Genomic DNA, 21,089 nt, shown 5'->3' on the forward strand with positions numbered 1-21,089 from the left:
TAACAAAGACAAATATATAAAAATATCAGCCAATTGCCTTAAAACATCAGTGTTTGGACTGATTTTAAATAATTTCTAAGCTTTTGCCCACTTTGATAAAAGCAGCAATTGCCTTGTCTAAATGTGCTTTTGTATGAGCTGCTGATAGCTGTACTCTAATTCTTGCTTTTTCCTTTGGAACTACAGGGAAAAAGAATCCAATTACGTAAATGCCTTCTTGCAGCAACATGTTGGCCATAGTTTGCGATAATTTCGCGTCATACAGCATGACTGGGACGATAGCAGAATCTCCATCTATAATATCAAATCCAGCATTCTTCATACCTTCTTTAAAATATTTGGTGTTTTCAGCCAACTGATCTCTCAACGTTGTATTATTAGCGAGCATGTCAAATACTTTTATAGAAGCTCCAACAATGGCTGGCGCAAGAGAATTTGAGAATAAATATGGTCTTGAACGTTGACGTAACAAGTCTATAATTTCTTTTTTACCAGTTGTGTAACCACCCATAGCACCACCCATAGCTTTACCAAGGGTTCCGGTAATGATGTCAATACGGCCCATAACACCTTTTTCTTCTAAAGTACCACGACCTGTTTCGCCTATAAATCCGGTGGCATGACATTCGTCAATCATCACCATCGCATCGTATTTGTCAGCTAAATCACAAATTTTATCTAAAGGCGCTACAATACCATCCATCGAGAATACACCGTCAGTTACAATAATCTTAAAGCGTGCACCATTTTCATTTGCAGCGATAAGTTGTTGCTCCAAATCTTCCATATTGCTATTTTCATAGCGATAACGTGCCGCTTTACACAAACGCACCCCGTCAATAATAGAAGCATGGTTTAAAGAATCTGAGATAATGGCGTCATTTGCATCCAATAAGGGTTCAAATACACCACCATTAGCGTCAAATGCTGCTGCGTATAAAATGGTATCTTCAGTGCCGTAGAAGTCAGCAATTTTTTTCTCTAATGTTTTATGAATGTCTTGTGTTCCACAGATAAATCGTACTGACGACATACCAAATCCATGAGTATCCATGGCATCTTTGGCAGCTTGTACCACTTCTGGGTGAGAAGAAAGTCCTAAATAATTATTAGCACAAAAGTTTAAAACCGTTTCCCCAGTGTTCAGTGTAATTTCTGCACCCTGTGGTGAGGTAATAATGCGCTCTTCCTTATAAAGTCCCGCCTCTTTAATGTCTTTAAGTTCTTTTTGTAAATGTTGTTGTAGTTTGTTACCGTACATGATTCATTTGATTTTATGCAAAGTTAAAATTCTTTTAATTGAATGTCCTCATTTATGTAAACAAGTATTTTTTTAGCCACACTAAAGCCCATTTCCTCAAGGATAGCTTGGTATTCTCCTAATTGATCATGATGTTTGGGATGTGCCGAACCTGTTTTGTAATCTATTATTACCGCTTCATGGTTGCTGTTGACCACAATTCGGTCTGGCCTTAAAATAAGCCCGCCGGATGCTAAAATGTCTTTTTCATTATAAACTTTTAGTCCTGGTTTAAAATAGTCATTTAATTTTTGATGCTGCACAATATTCGCAATTGTGGACCTGAGTTCCAAAGTTTGTTGAGGATTCAAATCGCCATTGTTTTCTAATTCCTCAAAAACCAGATTAACGTCACTCTCATGTTGAATTTTTGACATGATTAAATGCACCAAATTCCCTTTTTCAATAGCGGCTTCTTGCTCCGTATCCCATAAATACCCCGCATTGGTCACTATTTTTAAATCATGATCTTCCTTGGCAATGGATATAAACTGCTCTTGTAGCGTGGAAGTCTCTATTTTTTTAGGCGTCAAGATGCGTTCAGGAGAGCCAAACGTATAGGTCTTTTTAGAGCTATCCCATAACCCGGCCGATTTTAGATAATTTATAAACAATCCTGAATACCACCCTAATTTTTCCTTTTGGCTTGTGTCAAAGTCATATTCCGAAAAGATATAAAGTTGTTCGACCGCTCTTGTAAGTACCACATATAACATGTTCATGCTGTCCAATTCCAATTGGGTGCGGTATTCGGTATATAGAGATTTTCCTAAATCGCCTTGATCCTCCAAATCCTTATTCACATTAATAAAGACATTGGGAAATCCATTAAATGCCTCGGGAACTACAGGGAACCATATTTTTGGCGTTTGGTCAAAATAAATGTGCTGATTGGCATAAGGGAAAATTACCACCGGGAATTCCAAACCTTTAGATTTGTGAATGGTCATAATCTGCACCGCATTGTTTCCTTGTGGAGAGGCGATGGACAGTTTTTCTTTTTTAATGTCCCAATGCGCTGTGAAACTTGAAAAACCTGCATTGTATTTCTGTGAAAAATCTAACACTTCATCCAAGAAAAATTGAATGTAAGCATTGGACGTTTTATTCAGGTGAAACTGCCTTACTAAACTTTCTACAGCTTCATAAAATGGAAGTTGCAAAAATTGATTAAAATCGAAATGTAGGCCGTACTGTTGGAGTTTTTGGAACATTTCAACAGTGCTTAAATGCACTAGATTGTAAAAAAACAAATGCTTATCCTCAAGTTGAAGTTGATGGTCAGCCAAATAGCTGAGCACATCAATTTTTAGCATGTCATTATTGGGCTGTGACGCCAAAGCGATGATACTGCTTAAGAAATGTACTTCAGGCGAATTTTTAAGCAATAAGGATTCTGAAGAGATGATCGGAATACCTTCAACACTCAAATATTCAGCAAGTGCAGTACCTTCTTTGGATTTTCTTGTGATGATGCAGATGTCGCGCAACTCAAAATTATGGTCCTGTGCTTTTTTAATGGCTTGTAAAACGTTGAAACCATACGTGTCATCTTTGTCTTCCGATTCAAATTCCAATAATGATAACTCTATATAACCTTCGCCTTTTAATGATTGGTCTTGACGACTTGCTTCATAAATTTCTCTATGCGAAGGGTCCGTAACCACGAAAGATGATAAATGTTTAAAAAAGTCATTGTTGAAGCTTACGATGGTTTCTAAGCTCCTATAATTTGCAGGTAGGTTTTTAACCTCCTGTGCTATTTGAAAAGGCTGCTGTTTTTTTGTGTATAAATCGATAAATTGTTCTGCCTTGCCACCGCGCCATCTGTAGATAGCCTGTTTGGCATCGCCCACCAACATAGCGGAACCTGTTTCTCCTTTTAGGTTTTGACCTGCGAGTGCGTTGTCAATTAAAGGGATTAAATTTTCCCATTGTTTTACGGAAGTATCCTGAAATTCATCAATAAAATAATGCCTGAATTTTTCGCCCATACGTTCATAAATAAACGGCGCCGGTTGCGATTTAATTTCATTGCTAATAAGCGAATTGAATTCTGATATCAGCACCACATCTTCATCCGCTTTAATATCTTGAAGGCTGTTGTAAATGGCATTCAAAACGGATAATGGCGTGATATTTTTAAGCACATTCTTCAGGAATTTAAGCTGAATTATCCCTTTTCGTGTTTCCTCGAATGATGCGCTAATGCTTGGTTGAAGCATATCAATAGTGGTCATTTTTGAGGCATCCAATTTTTTTAAGGCATAAAGTCGGTTGCCTTCCACAAGATCTTCTTGCCACTTTGCATCATAACTGACCTCAAAATTAGATTCGGATAACTTTTGAAAATATAATGGAAGGGATCCGCGCAAGAAGTCCGTAGTAGCCAATCCATTGGCTTCTAAAAGTGATAAAACCTCTTGTCCTGTTTGGCTGATGGCGGTGTCTAATTGCGTGATTTGTGAAATCAGCTGACTTTTAAGCGCTTTAAAATCATCCAGCGTTTTGTCTTTTAATAATTCGATATGCGGAATGTCATTCTCATTAATCAACAGCTGCGCAATTTTATTAAAATCAAGGGAGACATCCCAACTTTTATCTTCATCAGCTTTTTCAATGGCAAAATCGACCAGTATTTTTGTGAGCTCCTTTTCCGTTCCGGCTTTGTCAATGAGTTGATCTACCGCTTTTGCAAGAATTGTTTTGGTATCCAATTCTACTTCAAAATTTAGCGGCAATTTTAAATCATGGGCAAATGTTCTAATGAGTCGGTGGTTAAATTTATCGATGGTAGATATGTCAAATGCAGCATAATTATGGGCAATGGCATTTAAAATTACCTGCGATTTTTTATGGAGTTCATCAGGATCCAATTGGAGTTCTTCAGAAAGCATGCTGAACATTGGGGTTGGCTTCTCTAAAATGGAAGTGTCTGAAAAAGCGATTAGCATGTCTACCACACGCGCTTTCATTTCGGCAACCGCTTTGTTCGTAAAGGTTAATGCCAATATGTTTTTAAAGGCGTTTTTATGACTGGAAGTCAATAGGATTTTTAAGTACACTTTTACGAGTGTGAAGGTTTTCCCGCTTCCCGCAGAGGCATTATATATTGAAAAAGGATGTTGGATTTCCATTTTTATGATTTTTAGACAAGATAAAAACTAAAGCGGATTTATTTGATGATTTTTCAAGAATTCAATGTGTAACTTTTTATGACGATTTAGGGCTCGCCAACGTTAAACTTTTCTTAACTCTCAGAGACGAAGTGTTTAATATTTTTAAATGCTCAGTTTTATGTGTAAATTTGGGTAGAATAAATATTAACACTTAAATACTTACACACTATGGCTTTCGAATTACCGAAATTGAAATACGCTTATGATGCTTTAGAGCCTCATATTGACGCACAAACGATGGAAATACATCACAGTAAGCATCATCAAGGTTATACCAATAATTTAAACAGCGCTATCGAAGGAACTGATATGGCTGGGAAAACTATCGAGAATATTCTTATCAACTTAGATATGGATAATAAAGCCGTTAGAAATAATGGTGGTGGATTCTATAATCATTCTCTTTTTTGGGAAGTGATTAATCCTCAAGGAAAAGGAGAATTGTCTGGAGACCTTAAGGCTGCAATTGAATCAGCATACAAATCATTTGATGCTTTTAAAGACGAATTCAGTAAAGCTGCAGCTACGCAGTTTGGTTCTGGATGGGCGTGGTTATGCGTGCACAAAGGTGGAAAAGTTGAAATATGCTCTACGCCAAATCAAGACAATCCATTAATGCCTGGTGTAGGATGTGGAGGAACTCCAATTTTAGGATTGGATGTTTGGGAGCATGCTTACTACCTGAAATATCAAAATAAGAGACCTGACTATATCAATGCATTTTTTAATGTGATCAACTGGAACGAGGTTGAAAGACGTTACGCAGAGGCTAAATAGGTTTCAATAACATCATAATAAAGAGCAAACTCAAATGGGTTTGCTTTTTTTTTTGGAATATACTGAAGGGGAATGGAATTATAAAAGATGAGATACCTGTCTTCGCAGGTATTCATGAAAAAAGGCGGACGAATGTCCACCTTTTTTGCCCCAAATCTACCATAAACTTAACCTACTTATGTTATGGTGCAACAAAGATAAGCCTACAGTGCTTGAATACTTGAATAAATTAGATAAACTACGGATAAATTAGGCCGAATGCTATTTTTGGTCGGAAAATCACCTTGAAAAGTCTTCTGCTTTACGTAATGTTAGGGGTTCATAATCAGATATATAGAAATGGGGTCAAAAAACAAGAGGGCATAAAAAAAGGTAAACCTAAGTTTACCTTTTTTTGCCCCAAATCTACCATGAACTTAACCTACTTATGTTATGGTATTGCTAATGTAAATCGAATTTGAATAACTTTAATAATTATTAGACTAACTACCAAATTATCCGATTAAACGAATATATTTCGGATAATTGGTGTAAATCGTTCGTTATCAATCTAGTACGCGCGATCGTTTTTTCCTTCATAAAAGTTAATAAACGCTTTGTTAACGACGCGATTACCTCCTGGTGTAGGATAATTTCCTGTAAAGTACCAATCCCCGAGATTTTTAGGACATGCAAGATGTAAGTTTTCAATCGTTTGGAAAATGGTTTTCACTTCAGTTTTCACTGATGGATCACAAATAAGCTCTGCAATTTTATCTGAAATTTGTTCAGCACTAAACTGACTGTATAATTCCTTAACGAAATTTTGAACCTCTTTATCTTCTAAGTTGACTTGTGCCACACATTTATGATAGACTTCCTCTACAAGGTGGTATTTATTGTTTTCTTTCAATAGCTCTAGCATCGCTCTAAAGGCAATAAGATCTTCCAGTCTTGCCATGTCTATACCATAACAATCTGGGTAACGAATTTGAGGCGCTGAAGAGACAACAATGATCTTCTTAGGATGAAGACGGTCCATCATTTTGATAATACTTTTCTTTAAAGTAGTACCACGTACAATACTATCGTCAATAATTACCAAATTGTCCGTTGGTTTAATCACGCCGTAGGTCACATCATATACGTGTGCCACTAAATCATCCCTACTACTGTCTTCTGTAATGAACGTTCTCAGTTTGACATCTTTAATAGCGATTTTTTCTATACGAGGCCTTTCTGAAAGAATCTGTGTTACTTTTTCTGCAGATAAGCCACCGTTACCATCTAAAATGGCTTTTGTTTTCTTCTTATTGAGATGGTCTTCAACAGTTTCGATCATTCCAAAGAATGATGTTTCAGCGGTATTTGGAATGTAGGAGAAAACACTGTTTTTAGTGTCATAATCAATAGCTTCCAACACTTTAGGCATCAATAATTTTCCTAATTGCTTACGCTCTTGGTAGATTTCAGCATCACTTCCTCTAGAAAAATAAATGCGTTCAAAAGAACATGCTTTACGCTCTAAAGGCTCTAATATTTTCTTAATTGAAGTTTCTCCTGATTTTTTGGTGATGATTGCATGACCTGGTGTCAATTCCTTAACATCATCATACTCTACGTTAAAAACGGTTTGAATGACTGGACGTTCTGATGCTACCACTACAATTTCATCATCTTGATAGTAATACGCAGGACGTATACCAGCAGGATCTCGTAGTACAAAAGAATCTCCATGCCCTAACAGTCCGGCCATGGCATAGCCACCATCCCAATCTTTTGCAGAACGTTTCAATATTTTAGCAACATTAAGACGGTCCGCAATTAATGGTGAACATTCATTTTTACTATAGCCTTCATTTTTAAGTTGCTTATATTTTTTAGCAACCGCATCATCTAAGAAATGACCAATTTTTTCCATTATGGTCACCGTGTCAGCCTTCTCTTTAGGATGTTGCCCAATTCTCACAAGACCTTCAAATAACTCATTAACATTGGTCATGTTGAAATTCCCTGCCAGAATTAAATTTCTGTGCATCCAATTGTTCTGTCTCAAAAATGGGTGAACGCTTTCCACGCTATTTTTCCCGTAAGTGCCGTAACGTACATGGCCTAAAAGCAATTCTCCTATATAAGGAATATTCTTTTTTTGCAAATCTACATCATCAACATACTCAGGGTTTTCTGTCAGTTCTTTATTGATGCGCTCATTTATTTGCGCAAAAATATCCTGAATAGGTTGTTGTGCAATAGATCGTACGCGACTGATGTAGCGTTCTCCAGGAGCAGTGTCGAGTTTAATACTTGCAAAACCAGCGCCATCTTGCCCACGGTTGTGCTGCTTTTCCATCATCAAATACATTTTATTAACACCGTAAAAGGCGCTACCGTATTTCTGCTTGTAGTAATCTAATGGTTTTAAAAGTCTGATGAGGGCTATGCCGCACTCATGTTTTAACGCATCACTCATTGGGTTTGTTTAATTTTAGATTTTTTAAAAAGTAATAATTTGTCGCAATACAGTTGAGTATATTACAAACAAAGGCTATAAAAAAACGCGCTCCATTTGGAGCGCGCTAAATTGTGTTAATTCAATAGAATATTCTTCAGATAACTGTTGTTTAAATGTTATATCGAATAAGGTTAATATCATAATTGTAAATCGTTCATTTCAAGACTAAAGATGATTCCGTTAAAAGGGCATTCCAGACGTCTTGATTTTATGCGTCAGTAATTAATTATTCAAGGACGATTTCAAATTGAGTCAATTGCTTAAACTGATTCAATCGACGGTAAATTTCTTTATCTTCTAAGGTTTGCATGCGTTCCGTTCCAAATTTCTCCACACAAAACGACGCTAAAGTAGATCCATAAATAACTGCATTTTTCAAGTTTTCAAAAGAGTAATCTTCAGTTTTGGCTAAAAATCCAGCAAATCCACCAGCAAAGGTATCTCCAGCTCCAGTTGGATCAAATACTTCTTCTAAAGGAAGGGCAGGGGCAAAAAAGACATTTTCATCATGGAACAATAGCGCGCCATGTTCTCCTTTTTTGATCACTACATATTTTGGGCCCATCTCATGAATTTTACGAGCAGCCACCACTAAAGAATATTCGCCCGTTAACTGGCGTGCTTCTTCGTCATTAATGGTAATGACGTCTACTTTTTTAATCACAGCCTTTAACTCATCAAGAGCGCAATCCATCCAAAAATTCATCGTGTCTAAAATCACCATTTTTGGTTTTTTGGTCATTTGCTCTAAGACACTCATTTGAACCAATGGGTGCAAATTGCCTAACATGACTACGTTAGCATCTTTATAAGCTTCAGGAACCGCAGGTTTAAAATCGGCAAGTACGTTAAGTTCTGTTGCCAAGGTATCGCGGGTGTTCATGTCATTGTGGTATTTGCCACTCCAAAAGAAAGTTTTACCTTCTTTTACGATTTCAACACCTGAGATGTCAACATTTCTATCTGATAATAGATCTAAATATTCTTGAGGAAAATCTCCACCAACAACTGAAACTACTGCTGCATCAACGTTAAATTGGGAAGCTGCCAGCCCTATAAACGTAGCGGCACCACCTAATATTTTATCGGTTTTTCCAAAAGGAGTTTCAATAGCGTCAAAAGCAACGGTACCTACAATTACTAATTTACCCATAATGCGGTTTAAAATTTGCTGCAAATATAGGGTTTTTTAGCCACGAATTAGGCACTATTTTTTGATAAAATAATCTAAAGAAGTCAATTATTTCCTCCCAAAATCCGCAGGAATCTCCCCCCATGCTTTGGTTTCCCATTTCACAATAGTAGTGGTGTAAGTGTTTGTTTTAAGCCAATTTACGGCCCTGTCTACCAATTCAAAAAGCTTTTCGTTCTTGGAATTACGTGGTAATTTGGTGTTGCAGGTTTTCTTTTTTACCCAACTCATTGCAGTTTTTGAGTCGGTATATATAATACGTTTACTGTCATTCTTTTTAAGTAACGCCAACCCATGGACAATGGCCAAAAACTCTCCAATATTATTTGTGCCTTCCGGGAAAGGCCCTTGAATGAACAATTGTTTTTTGGTTTTGGTATCCACACCTCTGTATTCCATAATTCCAGGATTGCCACTCGAGGCGGCATCTACAGAAATGGAGTTATAATTAGGTTGCCCGATTTTTTGGAGTTCTACTCCCGATAAGCCACTTTTAAAAGTCTTAGACTTACCAATATAATCTCGGTAGTTTCCGTCCAATGCTTTTTTTGCCGCCTCAAACGTTTCAAAAGACTTGTACTGGGCGCCTTGGTAGTCTTTGATTTGGGCTTTGCAGTCATTCCATTTCTCAAAGATGCCCGTTTTATGGCCTTTCCAGACGGTATAATATTTTTTCTTTTTTTTTGACACAAATTTCACGAATTTACACTAAAGCTTTTCGGATAAAAGTAATTTTTCAACCACTTGTGGAAAATGTTCCATTTCCAGATCATGTATTTTGGCTGCTACCGTTTCTGCAGTATCAGTTGTGCTGACCTCGCATTTTTGCTGAAATATAATGGCGCCTTCATCATAATGTTCATTCACATAATGAATGGTAATACCCGTTTCCGTTTCTTTATTCGCAACCACCGCCTCGTGCACAAAACTGCCATACATGCCTTTGCCACCAAACTTAGGGAGCAGTGCCGGATGGATATTGATCACCTTATTAGGGAATTCATGTAGTATAAAGTCTGGGAACTTCCATAAGAACCCCGCCAATACAATTAAGTCCGGTTTTGAAGCTTTCAAAATGTTGAGTACATCATCACTTTGGGTAAAGGCGATTCTGTTAAAAGACAGTGCGCTTACCTTAAGATTTTTACAACGGTCTAAAACTTTGGCATGAGGATTGTTGGTCAGTACCTGAATGACAGAACCAGTTTCTCTGTTGTGAAAATAATTGATTAAATTTTCAGCATTAGTACCACTTCCGGACGCAAAAATTACAATACGTTTCATCTGCTACGATCTCTATTTATATTATTGTCAGATGCTATTCGCTATCAAATTAAAAAATGTTCAGCAAAATTCCGTAATCTCATTTCATTTACAGATATTCGCCTCTAGAATTCAAAACAAAAAAAAGAATAATAATTAACAATTGGGAGGTAAAATAGAAATACTTCAATGTATATTTACTAAATTACAAACACATTCTAGAAATAAAAATGGGTTTTAAAATAAAGTTTTTTATTTTTGCCAATCAATAAAACTTAAAATTAAAGATTATGTCAGACATTGCATCAAGAGTAAAAGCGATTATAGTAGACAAATTAGGTGTAGACGAGAACGAAGTTGTCACTGAAGCGAGCTTCACAAACGATTTAGGAGCAGATTCTTTGGATACTGTAGAATTAATCATGGAATTCGAAAAAGAATTCGATATTCAAATTCCAGATGACCAAGCAGAAAACATTGCGACAGTTGGTCAAGCTATCTCTTATATAGAAGCAGCAAAATAAGCAACAAACTTTATGGAATTAAGGCGAGTTGTAGTTACGGGTTTAGGTGCTTTAACACCAATCGGGAATACCAAAGATGAATATTGGGAGGCCTTGGTTAGTGGGAAAAGCGGTGCTGGACCAATAACTTATTTTGATGCTGAAAAGTTCAAGACTAAATTCGCTTGCGAATTAAAAAACTTTGAACCAACCAAATTTATTGATAGGAAGCTAGTCAACAGAATGGACAGGTTTACGCAATATGCTATGGTGGCTTCTGATGAAGCTATCTTAGATGCGAAATTAGACCTCGATGTGGTTGATAAACTTCGTGTTGGTGTCATTTGGGGTGCTGGTATTGGAGGGTTAGAGACTTTTCAGGACGAAGTTCTAAACTTTGCCGCTGGCGATGGAACTCCGCGTTTCAACCCTTTCTTTATTCCTAAAATGATTGCAGATATAGCACCAGGAAACATTTCCATTAAACATGGATTTATGGGTCCTAACTATACCACGGTTTCAGCCTGTGCATCGTCTGCCAACGCAATGATTGACGCTCTTAACTATATTCGTTTAGGGTATTGTGATGTCATTGTTACCGGTGGAAGTGAAGCGGCAGTTACCAAAGCAGGAATGGGTGGCTTTAACGCCATGCATGCTTTATCAACCAGAAATGAAAGTCCAGAAACAGCTTCGAGACCTTTTGATGCTACCAGAGATGGTTTTGTCTTGGGTGAAGGTGCTGGAGCAATTATCTTGGAAGATTATGAGCACGCTAAGGCGAGAGGAGCAAAGATTTATGCGGAAGTACTTGGAGGCGGATTGTCTTCAGATGCTTACCATATGACTGCCCCACATCCTGATGGAATAGGTGTTATTGCCGTAATGAGAAATTGTTTGGAAAATGCAGGATTAAAACCTGAAGATGTTGATCATATCAACACACACGGTACATCCACACCTTTAGGTGACGTTGCTGAACTAAAAGCCATTACGGAAGTTTTTGGAGAACACGCCAAGAACATCAATATCAATTCGACTAAGTCTATGACTGGTCATTTATTGGGTGCTGCAGGTGCTGTAGAATCTATTGCTGCTATTTTGACAATGGAACACGGTATCGTACCTCCAACAATTAACCATACGGTAGTTGATGAAAATATTGATCCGCAATTAAACTTAACACTTAACAAAGCTCAAAAGAGGGATGTTAGAGTGGCTATGAGTAATACCTTCGGATTTGGCGGACATAACGCCTGTGTATTATTTAAAAAATTAGATTAAATCCCGAATGAAATACATTCGTAACATATTAAATTCCCGTTCTAAAAATAACGGGAATTTTTTTTTGCAAATCCAAAAAATCGTAGGGTATAAGCCGAAAAACAAATCGCTTTACGTTAAGGCGTTTACGCATCGTTCAATGAATGTGAAGGATGAAAAAGGTATGGCACTCAATTACGAACGACTTGAATTTGTGGGCGATGCTATGCTCGGTGCTGTCATAGCGTCCTATCTGTACAGCGAAGTTCCTGATGGTGATGAAGGCTACTTGACTAAAATGCGCTCAAAAGTGGTGAGTAGAGAGCATCTTAATGAGTTGGGGAAAGAATTAAAGCTCATCGATTTTGTGGAATCTAAAATCCCAAAGAATAATTTTGGCAGTAACATTCACGGCAATTTATTTGAAGCCTTAGTGGGTGCTATTTTCCTTGATAAGGGCTATAAACAATGCGAAAAATTCATCTATAAAAACGTCATTGATAAGCATATAGATATTGAAACCCTAGAAGGCAAGGTAATCAGTTACAAGAGCTTATTGATCGAATGGTGCCAGAAGGAAAAGAAAACGTTTGATTATAATGTGTATGAAGATACTGGAAATGATAATATCAAGCATTTTTCGGTTAAACTTTCCATCGATGGGAAAATAGTTGCAAAAGCAAGAGCCACTTCAAAAAAGAAAGCAGAAGAAAAAGCTTCCAAAAGGGCATTTTTTGCTTTTCAAAATAAGATCAATCAGTCTTTTAAAGAATAGTTTCTTCACTTTAGATAAAAGTTACTAACTACAACGATTTCGAGCAGTTGCGCTGTTAAGAATTCTCAAAACATCACAAATCAGTAGAGATAAAGTGCTATCTTTACGGCTCATGTTGTTATTACTATGGCGTTACACAAACTACTTGTAGATGATTTCTATGACGCTTCCTACTCGCTTTTAGCCGTACATTGTAGGTTGGAAGATTACAGACTAGCCTATCTTCTTAATAAATATTTGAATCTGAATTTAAAACGTCAGCCTCAAGATTTAGACTATAAGTATTTTGCTGCAACCTATCCAATTTACGAATGGTATGATGAGAATTTGTTTACAACGTGGCACATGGTATCAAACGTTTGTAAAAAGGAGGAAGACAGCTTGCAAAGCTCAGGAAGCTTGTTTTCAACCAGTGAAAAGGTCTTAAAAACATATCATTTTTTACCGGAACTGAAAAATGTAGATTTTTTAATAAAAATCACTAACGAGGACCGCTATCTTGATGAAAAGGACATCTTGGAAAAAATTCAAGCCATTCCTCAAGTCATAACAACTTACACCATTGACGTAGACCAATTAAAGTCTAAAGACAACTTAATTTTTTGATTAATGCAAAAACGTAAAAAAACTAAAATAGTAGCCACTTTAGGGCCAGCAACAAGTACTAAAGCCGTATTAAAAGCAATGCTTGATGAGGGGGTTGATGTATTTAGAATCAACTTTTCTCATGCTGATTATGCTGATGTTGAAGAACGCATCAAAATGATTCGTGAACTTAATGAAGAATTTGGATATAACGTTGCCATTTTAGGCGATTTGCAAGGTCCAAAGTTACGTGTTGGTGTCATGAAGGGTGAAGTTGTTGTAAATGAAGGTGACGAGATCATCTTTGCAACAGGCAAGAAATTTGAAGGCACAAGAGAGCGTGTCTATATGACGTATGATAATTTTCCACAGGACGCTCAACCAGGAGAACGCATCCTTTTAGATGATGGGAAATTGATTTTTGAAGTGGTTTCTACGGATAGAAAATCTGAGGTTAAGGCGCGCGTTATTCAAGGTGGACCGTTAAAGTCTAAGAAAGGTGTTAACCTTCCAAATACCAATATCTCTCAACCAGCGTTGACTGAAAAGGATATTGAAGATGCCATTTTTGCTATTAAGATGCAAGTGGATTGGATGGCGCTATCTTTTGTGCGTCATGCTGAAGACTTGATGCAATTGAAAGAATTGATCGAAGAACACAGTGATCATAAAATTCCGATTATAGCAAAAATCGAAAAACCTGAAGCAGTAGAAAACATTGATAAAATTGTGGCCTATTGTGACGGATTGATGGTTGCGCGTGGCGATTTGGGTGTGGAAATTCCTGCAGAGGAAGTACCATTAATCCAAAAGCAATTGGTGTTACGTGCGAAGCGTGCCAGAATTCCTGTAATTATTGCTACCCAAATGATGGAAACGATGATTACAAGTCTGACGCCAACACGAGCAGAAGTTAATGACGTTGCCAACTCTGTTATGGATGGTGCTGACGCGGTAATGCTTTCTGGAGAAACTTCCGTAGGGCAGTATCCTGTTCAAGTAATCAGACAGATGAGTAACATCATTAAGAGTGTGGAAGATTCACCTTTGATTAAGGTGCCACAATCGCCTCCTCACATTCGAACCAAGCGTTATATTACAAAATCGATTTGTTATCATGCGGCAAACATGGCCAATGAAATTAATGCCAGAGCCATTTCAACATTAACAAATAGTGGTTATACAGCGTTTCAAATTTCTGCATGGAGACCAAGTTCTCATATTTTAGTGTTTACTTCCAATAAGCGCATCTTAACGCAGTTGAATTTATTATGGGGCGTGAAAGCGTTTTTCTACGATAAATTCGTCAGCACTGATGAAACGATTGAAGACGTAAATGCTATCGCCTGCCAAAAAGGATATCTTGAAGCAGGAGACATGCTGGTCAGCTTAGCAGCGATGCCAATACAAGAAAAAGGAATGGTGAATACATTAAGGGTTACTGAAATTACAAGCTGTAGTTTTTAAGGAGCACTTTTTGATTGACTTTCGAAATATAAAAAACCTCAAAGACACTAAGCCTTTGAGGTTTCTTGTTTTAGGAAGTGATTTTTAAACCGATTTTAGCGCAACCTTTGTGCTCAAATTACATCTATAAGTTAAAGTGTGTTGTTATGATACAGAAGCTATTAATCTCTTTGGTGTTATTGCTTTGTTTTAGCTGTGGCAGTGATGAGCTTGTTACACCGAGTCCCATTGTATTAAAGGTAAACGGTTGTTTTGAGAAGTCTGAAAACGATGTCCGTATTTGCTTGGACTCAGTTCTTAATGATTCCAGATGTCCCAAAGGCTTGCTATGTGTTTGGGAAGGTGATGCTACTGCTGCGTTTACTTTAAGAAAGAATCAGGTTAGCAAAAGTTTCAATCTACATACCAATACTAAATTTCAAAATGACACGGTAATTGATGGCGTATCTGTTAAACTCGTGAATATTACACCTTATCCAACCGCTAATGATTCCATTAGTGCTTCTGAATATAAAGCGGAGATTAGAGTAGAGGTCAATTAGATTAGATGTTGGGAAACGTTGAGCTGCGTTAAAAGCCAAACTTCAATTGTACACTGACGCTCTTTTCTTTTAGGTCCGTAGGTTTTGAAGTAGTTTCTTCCGTATTTAAATTTGACATTGAAATCCCCAACAATCTTACGGAATTGCTCATCTTTTCCTGATACAGTAAATCTTTAGCTGTTTCAAGAATGATGTCTTTATTGCTGATAAAATAGGGCAAGGTTTTACTTCTGGTCTGTAATGTGAAATCGCTGTATTTTATCTTTAGGGTCACCGTTTTTCCGGCCACTTTGCTTTGTTCCAATCGTTTTGCGACTACAGTGGCTATTTTATCCAAGCGTTCGAGCATAAAAATTTCGCTGGATAAATTTTCGTTGAAGGTGCGTTCTGCAGCCAATGATTTACGGATGCGGTTGGGTTTTACTTCACTGTGATGAATGCCTCTTACAAGGTTGTAATAGTAACTTCCAGATTTTCCAAAATGGTCTTCAAGATAATCTAGGTTTTTAGACTTTAAATCTTTACCGGTAAAAATCCCCAATTGGTACATTTTGTCTGCCGTCACCTTGCCGACGCCATGGAATTTCCGAATGTCCAAAACCTCCAAAAACTGTAAAACATCTTCCGGATTGACCGTCTTTTGTCCGTTAGGCTTGTTGTAATCGCTGGCAATCTTCGCGACAAATTTATTAATGGATATGCCGGCAGAAGCAGTTAGCCCGACTTCTTCTAAAATGCGCGCTCTAATTTCTTGGGCAATCAGGGATGCGCTAGGATTTCCTACCTTATTTTCCGTCACATCCAAATAGGCTTCATCTAAAGAAAGCGGTTCCACCAAATCCGTATACTCGTAAAAAATGGAACGTATGTGTTTCGAGATTTCTTTATACCGATCAAACCGCGGTTTCACAAAAATCAATTCCGGGCAGTTGCGTTTGGCTTGCATGCCACTCATGGCACTCCGCACGCCAAATTTCCGCGCTTCATAACTCGCAGCAGCCACAACACCACGCTTCTCGCTGCCGCCAACTGCGAGCGCCTTACCTTTAAGTTCAGGATGGTCCATTTGCTCTACAGACGCGTAAAATGCGTCCATATCTACATGAATGATCTTTCTTATTGGTAAATCGTTTGGCATAGTGTAAATTTATAACATCTAAGCGGAACAGAAATTATTAAAGATGGCAAAAAAAGCGATTGTTTTAGGAGCAACTGGACTTACAGGCAACATTTTGTTGAAAATGCTTTTGGACGATGAACGGTATGATCATGTCACCGTTTTTGGTCGAAATAGTTGTGACATTAAGCATCCAAAATTAGAGGAATATATCATCGATCTTTTTCAATTGGAGCATTATGCCGCCAAATTTCAGGCAGATGAAGTGTATTGCTGTATCGGCACTACCAAGGCAAAAACGTCAAATAAGGATACCTATACCAAAATCGATTACGGTATTCCTGTGGCAGCTGCTAAACTGTGTAAGGAGAATGGCATTGATACGTTTGTGGTTATTTCAGCCCTGGGAGCTAAGAAAAACAGCAAAGTTTTTTACAACAGAACAAAAGGTAAAATGGAAGCTGCGGTGCTATCGCTTCAAATACCAAACACCTACATCTTGCAACCTTCCCTAATCACTGGTGATCGTGACGAATTTAGATTGGGTGAGCATATTTTTAAGATTATAATGAATTTTATAAAACCGATTTTCCGTTTTGGGGACTTAAAGCGCTATCAACCTATAGCGCCCGACACTATTGCCAAGTGTATGATATGGGTAGCGAATAATGGCTATGAATCCGCACGTATTAAATCAAAGAAAATTCAAGAATTAGGTGAGTAAATTAATTGAAATTGAACGTAAGTTTTTAGTGGTTTCGGACGCCTTTAAGTCGGAAGCTTTTAAGCAGACACGTATCGTACAAGCTTTTTTAAACTCTGATAAAAGTCGAACTGTGAGAGTAAGGTTAAAAGGTGATAAAGGCTATTTAACCATAAAAGGACCGTCTTTAGAAGATGGCGTGTCTCGATTTGAATGGGAAAAGGAAATCTCTAAACAGGATGCGGAAGCGTTGTTGCCGTTGTGTGAAGAAGGAATGATTGACAAAATCAGGTATGAAATTCAAGTTGGTGATCATGTTTTTGAAGTGGATGAGTTTTTTGGTGCCAATGAAGGACTTATTGTTGCTGAAGTAGAACTTGATGCTGTTGCTGAAAACTTTAATAAACCAAATTGGTTAGGTGAGGAAGTGACGGGGCAAATTCAATATTTCAACTCTCAATTAGTAAAACATCCGTTTAAAAATTGGACTTAATATAAATCGATAAAAAGAATCTTATGAAACATATTGTGTGTGTACTCAGCGTATTATTCGTTTTAACGTCTTGTAGCGAAAAATACAGAAAAATAGATAAAGATGATGTTACCATCAGTTCAGAAAGGTTGGATTCAGTGGTTGCTGTGCCTAAAACTAAAACCCAACTCAGAAAGGATTTGATCGCAAAGGGCTATAAAATATTTGATGTGATTGATGAAAAGACCAATGACACCATTATCATGCAGCAATATTTTATGGCGTTTTTAAAAAGTGGACCGACCAAAATTCAAAATGAAGAAGAGTCTAAGCGTTTGCAAAAACTACATTTAGAGCATTTAAAGAAGATGTACGATATGGGGTATGCTGATATTTCTGGTCCGTTTGGAGATGTAGGAGACATCTTGGGGATAACTATCTATAATGTACCAACATTAAAAATGGCGGATAGTTTGGCCAATGCTGACCCATTGGTAAAAGCAGGTGGTTTGGAAATTGAAATACACCCTTGGTGGGCAGCCAAAGGTTATAGGTTGCGATAAAGACATTAAAAAAGCCACAATTCAACTGAACGTGGCTTTTTATAATTTGACTTGGAAATTTCCTTAGGCTTTCTCTTTTTTAACGCAACATGCTTTTTTGCAGTCTGCATCACAAGATTTTTTGTCGGCTGAATGGTCTCCCATATTTTTATGAGGGCAAGTGGCCATGTTACAATCGGCGCCACACACGTGCTCCGTAGAAAATGCATCAACGGTTTTCATATCATTAACACTATAGGTGTCTGAAACCGACACCACAGCTTCTTCAAGCGATTTTGGTGTTACTTTGGCGTTATCATATTCAACCATCGCTAAACGCTTGTCAAAATCGACCGTAGCAGATTTTACGCCTTCCATTTTAGCAATTTTCTTCTCAATTGTTTTTGCACAACCCATCGCGCAAGTCATGCCTTCAATACCGAATTCGGCTTTCGCATACGTAGCGTTAGGGTCCAACTTCATTTCTGAAGCCATTTCTGGTTGCGCCATTTCTACCGTTTTTATTTCCGGTTGTGCGTCTTTACAACTTACTGAAACTAGTGCAAGAGCAGTTAGAAATACAAGTGTTTTTAATGTTTTCATAAATATGGTTTTTAGAACGCTTTGGAGTTCTCGTTTTAGAAAATCTTATAAACATCAAAATTAAGGAATTATAACGTTTACGCATCTGAAAATTCACGATTTAACATGTCAGCGCTTCCTATCGTTTGAGGCTATATAAGCCTTGATGTTAGTGTTTATCAGTCCAGTTTAGGCATAAAAAAAGTCTGAAGCATTATACTTCAGACTTTTTCTAAATCGTATGAACTAAATGTTATTTGAAATCTGCTTCAGTAACACCTTCATTAACTACATGATTCGTAACGTTCATTTTCACTACTTGCGGACCTGTAGTCACAGAGATGCTGTAAGGGTACATCACTTCTTTTACAGGAGAGTAGTTTCCGTAATCTTCTACGGTTGTAAATGATTGTCCTTGCATTTCAGTTGTTTTTTCAACTCTCTTTAAGAACCCAGATTCTACAGCATAATAGCGGAAAGAATCTTTTCCATTTTCGGTAACTTTAATTTTATAAACATCGCTTCCGTCAATGGTAGTAAGGCTTTCTAAAGATAAAGCGCTTGGCTCATAATACAATTCCGGGAAAATTGTATGTGTTGCCTTGTGCTCAGCAATCTGATCGGCAGTAAGGTCTCTTTTAGCACCTTGTTGTTCAACATATCCAGTAGTACCATCAAACTTTTGTTTCATAATCACACCCATACCATCTATAGACATTTCCATAGAGGTCTTGTTTGGTGTCATTGCTTTCATTTCGCTTAATGGAGAAAAAGGAGCGCCTTCAATAGTCACATTCGCTGAAGTCCAAACGGTTTTAACAGCTTTAGCTTTTTCTTTTCCACCAACAGCTTTAAAATAAGCATCCATTACAGTAGCTACTGTAACACCAGCAGGGATTGGTTTTGAAAATTCAGGTTTATCAACTGGATTTGCAAACGTGTCAAAATACATGATTGGAATACCTGTTTTTTCAAGGTTTCCAATTACGTCAGAACCTTTACCAACAACGACGATACGTGCGTTTTCTGGTTTGAAATATTTATTTGCCACACGTGTTACATCTTCAGCAGTTACTGCATTGATCTTTTGCAAAAAGGTTTCGTAAAAATCTTTTGGCAAGTTGTTCAATTTGATGTTTAGTGCATATCTAGCAACAGTCTGAGGATTTTCTAAAGCCAAAACAAAGTCACCCACATATTTTGCTTTTGCGTTTTTTAGCGCTTCAGCATCTACAGGTTCTGATTTTATACGCTTAATTTCCTTTAAGGTTTGAACCACTGCACTATCAGTTACCATGTTTCTAACCGCTGTACTTGCAGTAAAACGACCTACATATTTGTCAGCATCTATACCAGAACGTGCACCGTAAGTATATGCATGTTTTTCACGTAAGTTCATGTTAAGGTAGCTATTGAAACCACCACCCAAGATTCTATTCGCAATTAACACAGCGTGATAATCTGGGTCATTCATTTTTAGATCAATGTTGTTAGACAATGAAATGTTCGATTGAACCGCATTTGGCATGTCAACAAAATTAATCTGTGTGTACTGAACATTCGGGATGGCGTCTGGCACCGTAGTTTGAACATCAATAGATTTTTTCCAGTTGCCAAAACGTTTTTCAATTTGAGACTTTACTTTTTTGAAATCTACATCACCAATAACAACTAAATAGGCATTGTTTGGATTGAAGTTTTCTTCGTAAAATGCAGAAATATCGCCAAAAGTGATGTTGTTAACAGTTTCAATAGAAACAAACTCTCCATAAGGATGTTTTACACCGTAGGATAATGCTTTACCAACACGTCCTGCAACAGCATCAACACTCTTTTCTTGAGATTTTAAGCCTTCAATAAGTCTTTCTTTTTCTTTATTGAATTCCTCTTCAGCCAATAATGGGTGCATAGCAGCATCTGCCATTAATTCCAAAATACGATCAGAGTATTGAGAAAGTGCACTCGCATAAGCGCCTGAAGAACTGAAATTTAATCGAGCTCCTAAGAAATCAATTTCTTCATTGAATTTTTCTTTAGAAATAGACGTAGTCCCGTTGCCCAACATCCCACCAACTAAGGTAGAAACACCAGCTTTAGCGCCTTCCGTTTCAGGTTTGTTGTCAATAGTTAAGCTAAAAGAAACTCTCGGTAATTTATGATTTTCTACAACCATCACCTTCATCCCATTTTTAAGGGTAAATTCTTGTGGTGATTTTAAATCGATTTTTGGAGCAGGTCCAGGTTGCGGTTGTTTTGAACGGTCAATTTGTGCGTGCACAGAAAAGGCCATAAAAAATACCATTAGGAACGCTGATATATAAGTTTTCATATGATAC

The 21,089-nt window shown here is 37.4% G+C and carries 19 protein-coding genes; 10 read left to right on the forward strand and 9 right to left on the reverse strand.

The features are described from left to right. Nucleotides 1-64: 64 nt before the first annotated feature. On the reverse strand, nucleotides 65-1,261 hold the full coding sequence (kbl, locus tag Q0947_RS06960) for a glycine C-acetyltransferase (RefSeq protein ID WP_299394261.1): 1,197 nt from the start codon (nucleotides 1,259-1,261) through the stop codon (nucleotides 65-67). Between the two features lie 23 nt (nucleotides 1,262-1,284). After that, the gene (locus Q0947_RS06965; RefSeq protein WP_299394265.1) at nucleotides 1,285-4,437 is read right to left on the reverse strand and encodes an exodeoxyribonuclease V subunit beta; all 3,153 of its coding nucleotides are present in this window, start codon (nucleotides 4,435-4,437) and stop codon (nucleotides 1,285-1,287) included. Between the two features lie 210 nt (nucleotides 4,438-4,647). On the opposite strand from Q0947_RS06965, the gene Q0947_RS06970 reads away from it, so the two are divergent. Continuing rightward, nucleotides 4,648-5,256, forward strand: coding sequence for a superoxide dismutase (locus tag Q0947_RS06970; protein ID WP_299394270.1), 609 nt, complete (start codon nucleotides 4,648-4,650; stop codon nucleotides 5,254-5,256). Between the two features lie 550 nt (nucleotides 5,257-5,806). Here the strand turns inward: Q0947_RS06970 and Q0947_RS06975 are convergent. From Q0947_RS06975 to Q0947_RS06990, 4 genes are all read right to left on the reverse strand, one after another. After that, a complete protein-coding gene (locus Q0947_RS06975) occupies nucleotides 5,807-7,705 on the reverse strand; it encodes an amidophosphoribosyltransferase (protein WP_299394273.1) in 1,899 nt (632 codons plus the stop codon). Nucleotides 7,706-7,973: 268 nt separating this feature from the next. Beyond that, the gene (locus tag Q0947_RS06980) at nucleotides 7,974-8,900 is read right to left on the reverse strand and encodes a PfkB family carbohydrate kinase (RefSeq protein WP_299394278.1); all 927 of its coding nucleotides are present in this window, start codon (nucleotides 8,898-8,900) and stop codon (nucleotides 7,974-7,976) included. 87 nt (nucleotides 8,901-8,987) lie between these two features. Continuing rightward, entirely contained in the window at nucleotides 8,988-9,629 is a 642-nt protein-coding gene (locus tag Q0947_RS06985; RefSeq protein ID WP_299394283.1) for a ribonuclease H family protein, read from the reverse strand. 18 nt (nucleotides 9,630-9,647) lie between these two features. After that, on the reverse strand, nucleotides 9,648-10,223 hold the full coding sequence (locus Q0947_RS06990) for a phosphoribosylglycinamide formyltransferase (protein ID WP_299394287.1): 576 nt from the start codon (nucleotides 10,221-10,223) through the stop codon (nucleotides 9,648-9,650). A gap of 269 nt (nucleotides 10,224-10,492) precedes the next feature. On the opposite strand from Q0947_RS06990, the gene Q0947_RS06995 reads away from it, so the two are divergent. From Q0947_RS06995 to Q0947_RS07020, 6 genes are all read left to right on the forward strand, one after another. Then, a complete protein-coding gene (locus Q0947_RS06995; protein WP_007647141.1) occupies nucleotides 10,493-10,726 on the forward strand; it encodes an acyl carrier protein in 234 nt (77 codons plus the stop codon). 12 nt (nucleotides 10,727-10,738) lie between these two features. Next, a complete protein-coding gene (gene fabF / locus Q0947_RS07000; protein ID WP_299394296.1) occupies nucleotides 10,739-11,989 on the forward strand; it encodes a beta-ketoacyl-ACP synthase II in 1,251 nt (416 codons plus the stop codon). A 7-nt stretch (nucleotides 11,990-11,996) separates the two neighbouring features. Further along, entirely contained in the window at nucleotides 11,997-12,743 is a 747-nt protein-coding gene (rnc, locus tag Q0947_RS07005) for a ribonuclease III (protein WP_299394300.1), read from the forward strand. A gap of 126 nt (nucleotides 12,744-12,869) precedes the next feature. Continuing rightward, on the forward strand, nucleotides 12,870-13,349 hold the full coding sequence (locus Q0947_RS07010) for an IPExxxVDY family protein (protein ID WP_299394304.1): 480 nt from the start codon (nucleotides 12,870-12,872) through the stop codon (nucleotides 13,347-13,349). 3 nt (nucleotides 13,350-13,352) lie between these two features. Continuing rightward, nucleotides 13,353-14,795, forward strand: coding sequence for a pyruvate kinase (gene pyk, locus Q0947_RS07015; protein ID WP_299394308.1), 1,443 nt, complete (start codon nucleotides 13,353-13,355; stop codon nucleotides 14,793-14,795). A gap of 146 nt (nucleotides 14,796-14,941) precedes the next feature. Beyond that, entirely contained in the window at nucleotides 14,942-15,337 is a 396-nt protein-coding gene (locus tag Q0947_RS07020) for a hypothetical protein (protein ID WP_299394313.1), read from the forward strand. A 28-nt stretch (nucleotides 15,338-15,365) separates the two neighbouring features. Here the strand turns inward: Q0947_RS07020 and dinB are convergent, their stop codons facing one another. Beyond that, complete coding sequence (dinB, locus tag Q0947_RS07025) at nucleotides 15,366-16,475, reverse strand: DNA polymerase IV (protein WP_299394317.1); 1,110 nt, start codon at nucleotides 16,473-16,475, stop codon at nucleotides 15,366-15,368. Nucleotides 16,476-16,518: 43 nt separating this feature from the next. On the opposite strand from dinB, the gene Q0947_RS07030 reads away from it, so the two are divergent. Genes Q0947_RS07030 through Q0947_RS07040 form a run of 3 tightly spaced genes read left to right on the forward strand, consistent with a single transcriptional unit; the run spans nucleotide 16,519 to nucleotide 18,192 of the window. After that, nucleotides 16,519-17,178 (forward strand): NAD(P)H-binding protein, encoded by a 660-nt coding sequence (locus Q0947_RS07030; RefSeq protein WP_299394322.1) that lies wholly within the window; start codon nucleotides 16,519-16,521, stop codon nucleotides 17,176-17,178. Then, nucleotides 17,171-17,650: a CYTH domain-containing protein gene (locus Q0947_RS07035; RefSeq protein ID WP_299394326.1), complete on the forward strand. Its 480-nt coding sequence runs from the start codon at nucleotides 17,171-17,173 to the stop codon at nucleotides 17,648-17,650. The genes Q0947_RS07030 and Q0947_RS07035 overlap by 8 nt, the downstream gene beginning before the upstream one ends. 23 nt (nucleotides 17,651-17,673) lie before the next feature. Next, nucleotides 17,674-18,192, forward strand: a complete 519-nt coding sequence (locus tag Q0947_RS07040) for a YciI family protein (protein WP_299394330.1) — start codon at nucleotides 17,674-17,676, stop codon at nucleotides 18,190-18,192. A 63-nt stretch (nucleotides 18,193-18,255) separates the two neighbouring features. Here Q0947_RS07040 and Q0947_RS07045 read toward each other — a convergent pair whose 3' ends face one another. Together Q0947_RS07045 and Q0947_RS07050 are read right to left on the reverse strand one after the other, a co-directional pair. Then, on the reverse strand, nucleotides 18,256-18,774 hold the full coding sequence (locus Q0947_RS07045) for a heavy metal-associated domain-containing protein (RefSeq protein WP_299394334.1): 519 nt from the start codon (nucleotides 18,772-18,774) through the stop codon (nucleotides 18,256-18,258). Nucleotides 18,775-19,006: 232 nt separating this feature from the next. Then, nucleotides 19,007-21,082: a pitrilysin family protein gene (locus tag Q0947_RS07050; protein ID WP_299394339.1), complete on the reverse strand. Its 2,076-nt coding sequence runs from the start codon at nucleotides 21,080-21,082 to the stop codon at nucleotides 19,007-19,009. Nucleotides 21,083-21,089: the final 7 nt, after the last annotated feature.

The organism is uncultured Gelidibacter sp. (assembly GCF_947500795.1).
Classification (GTDB): Bacteria; Bacteroidota; Bacteroidia; order Flavobacteriales; family Flavobacteriaceae; genus Gelidibacter.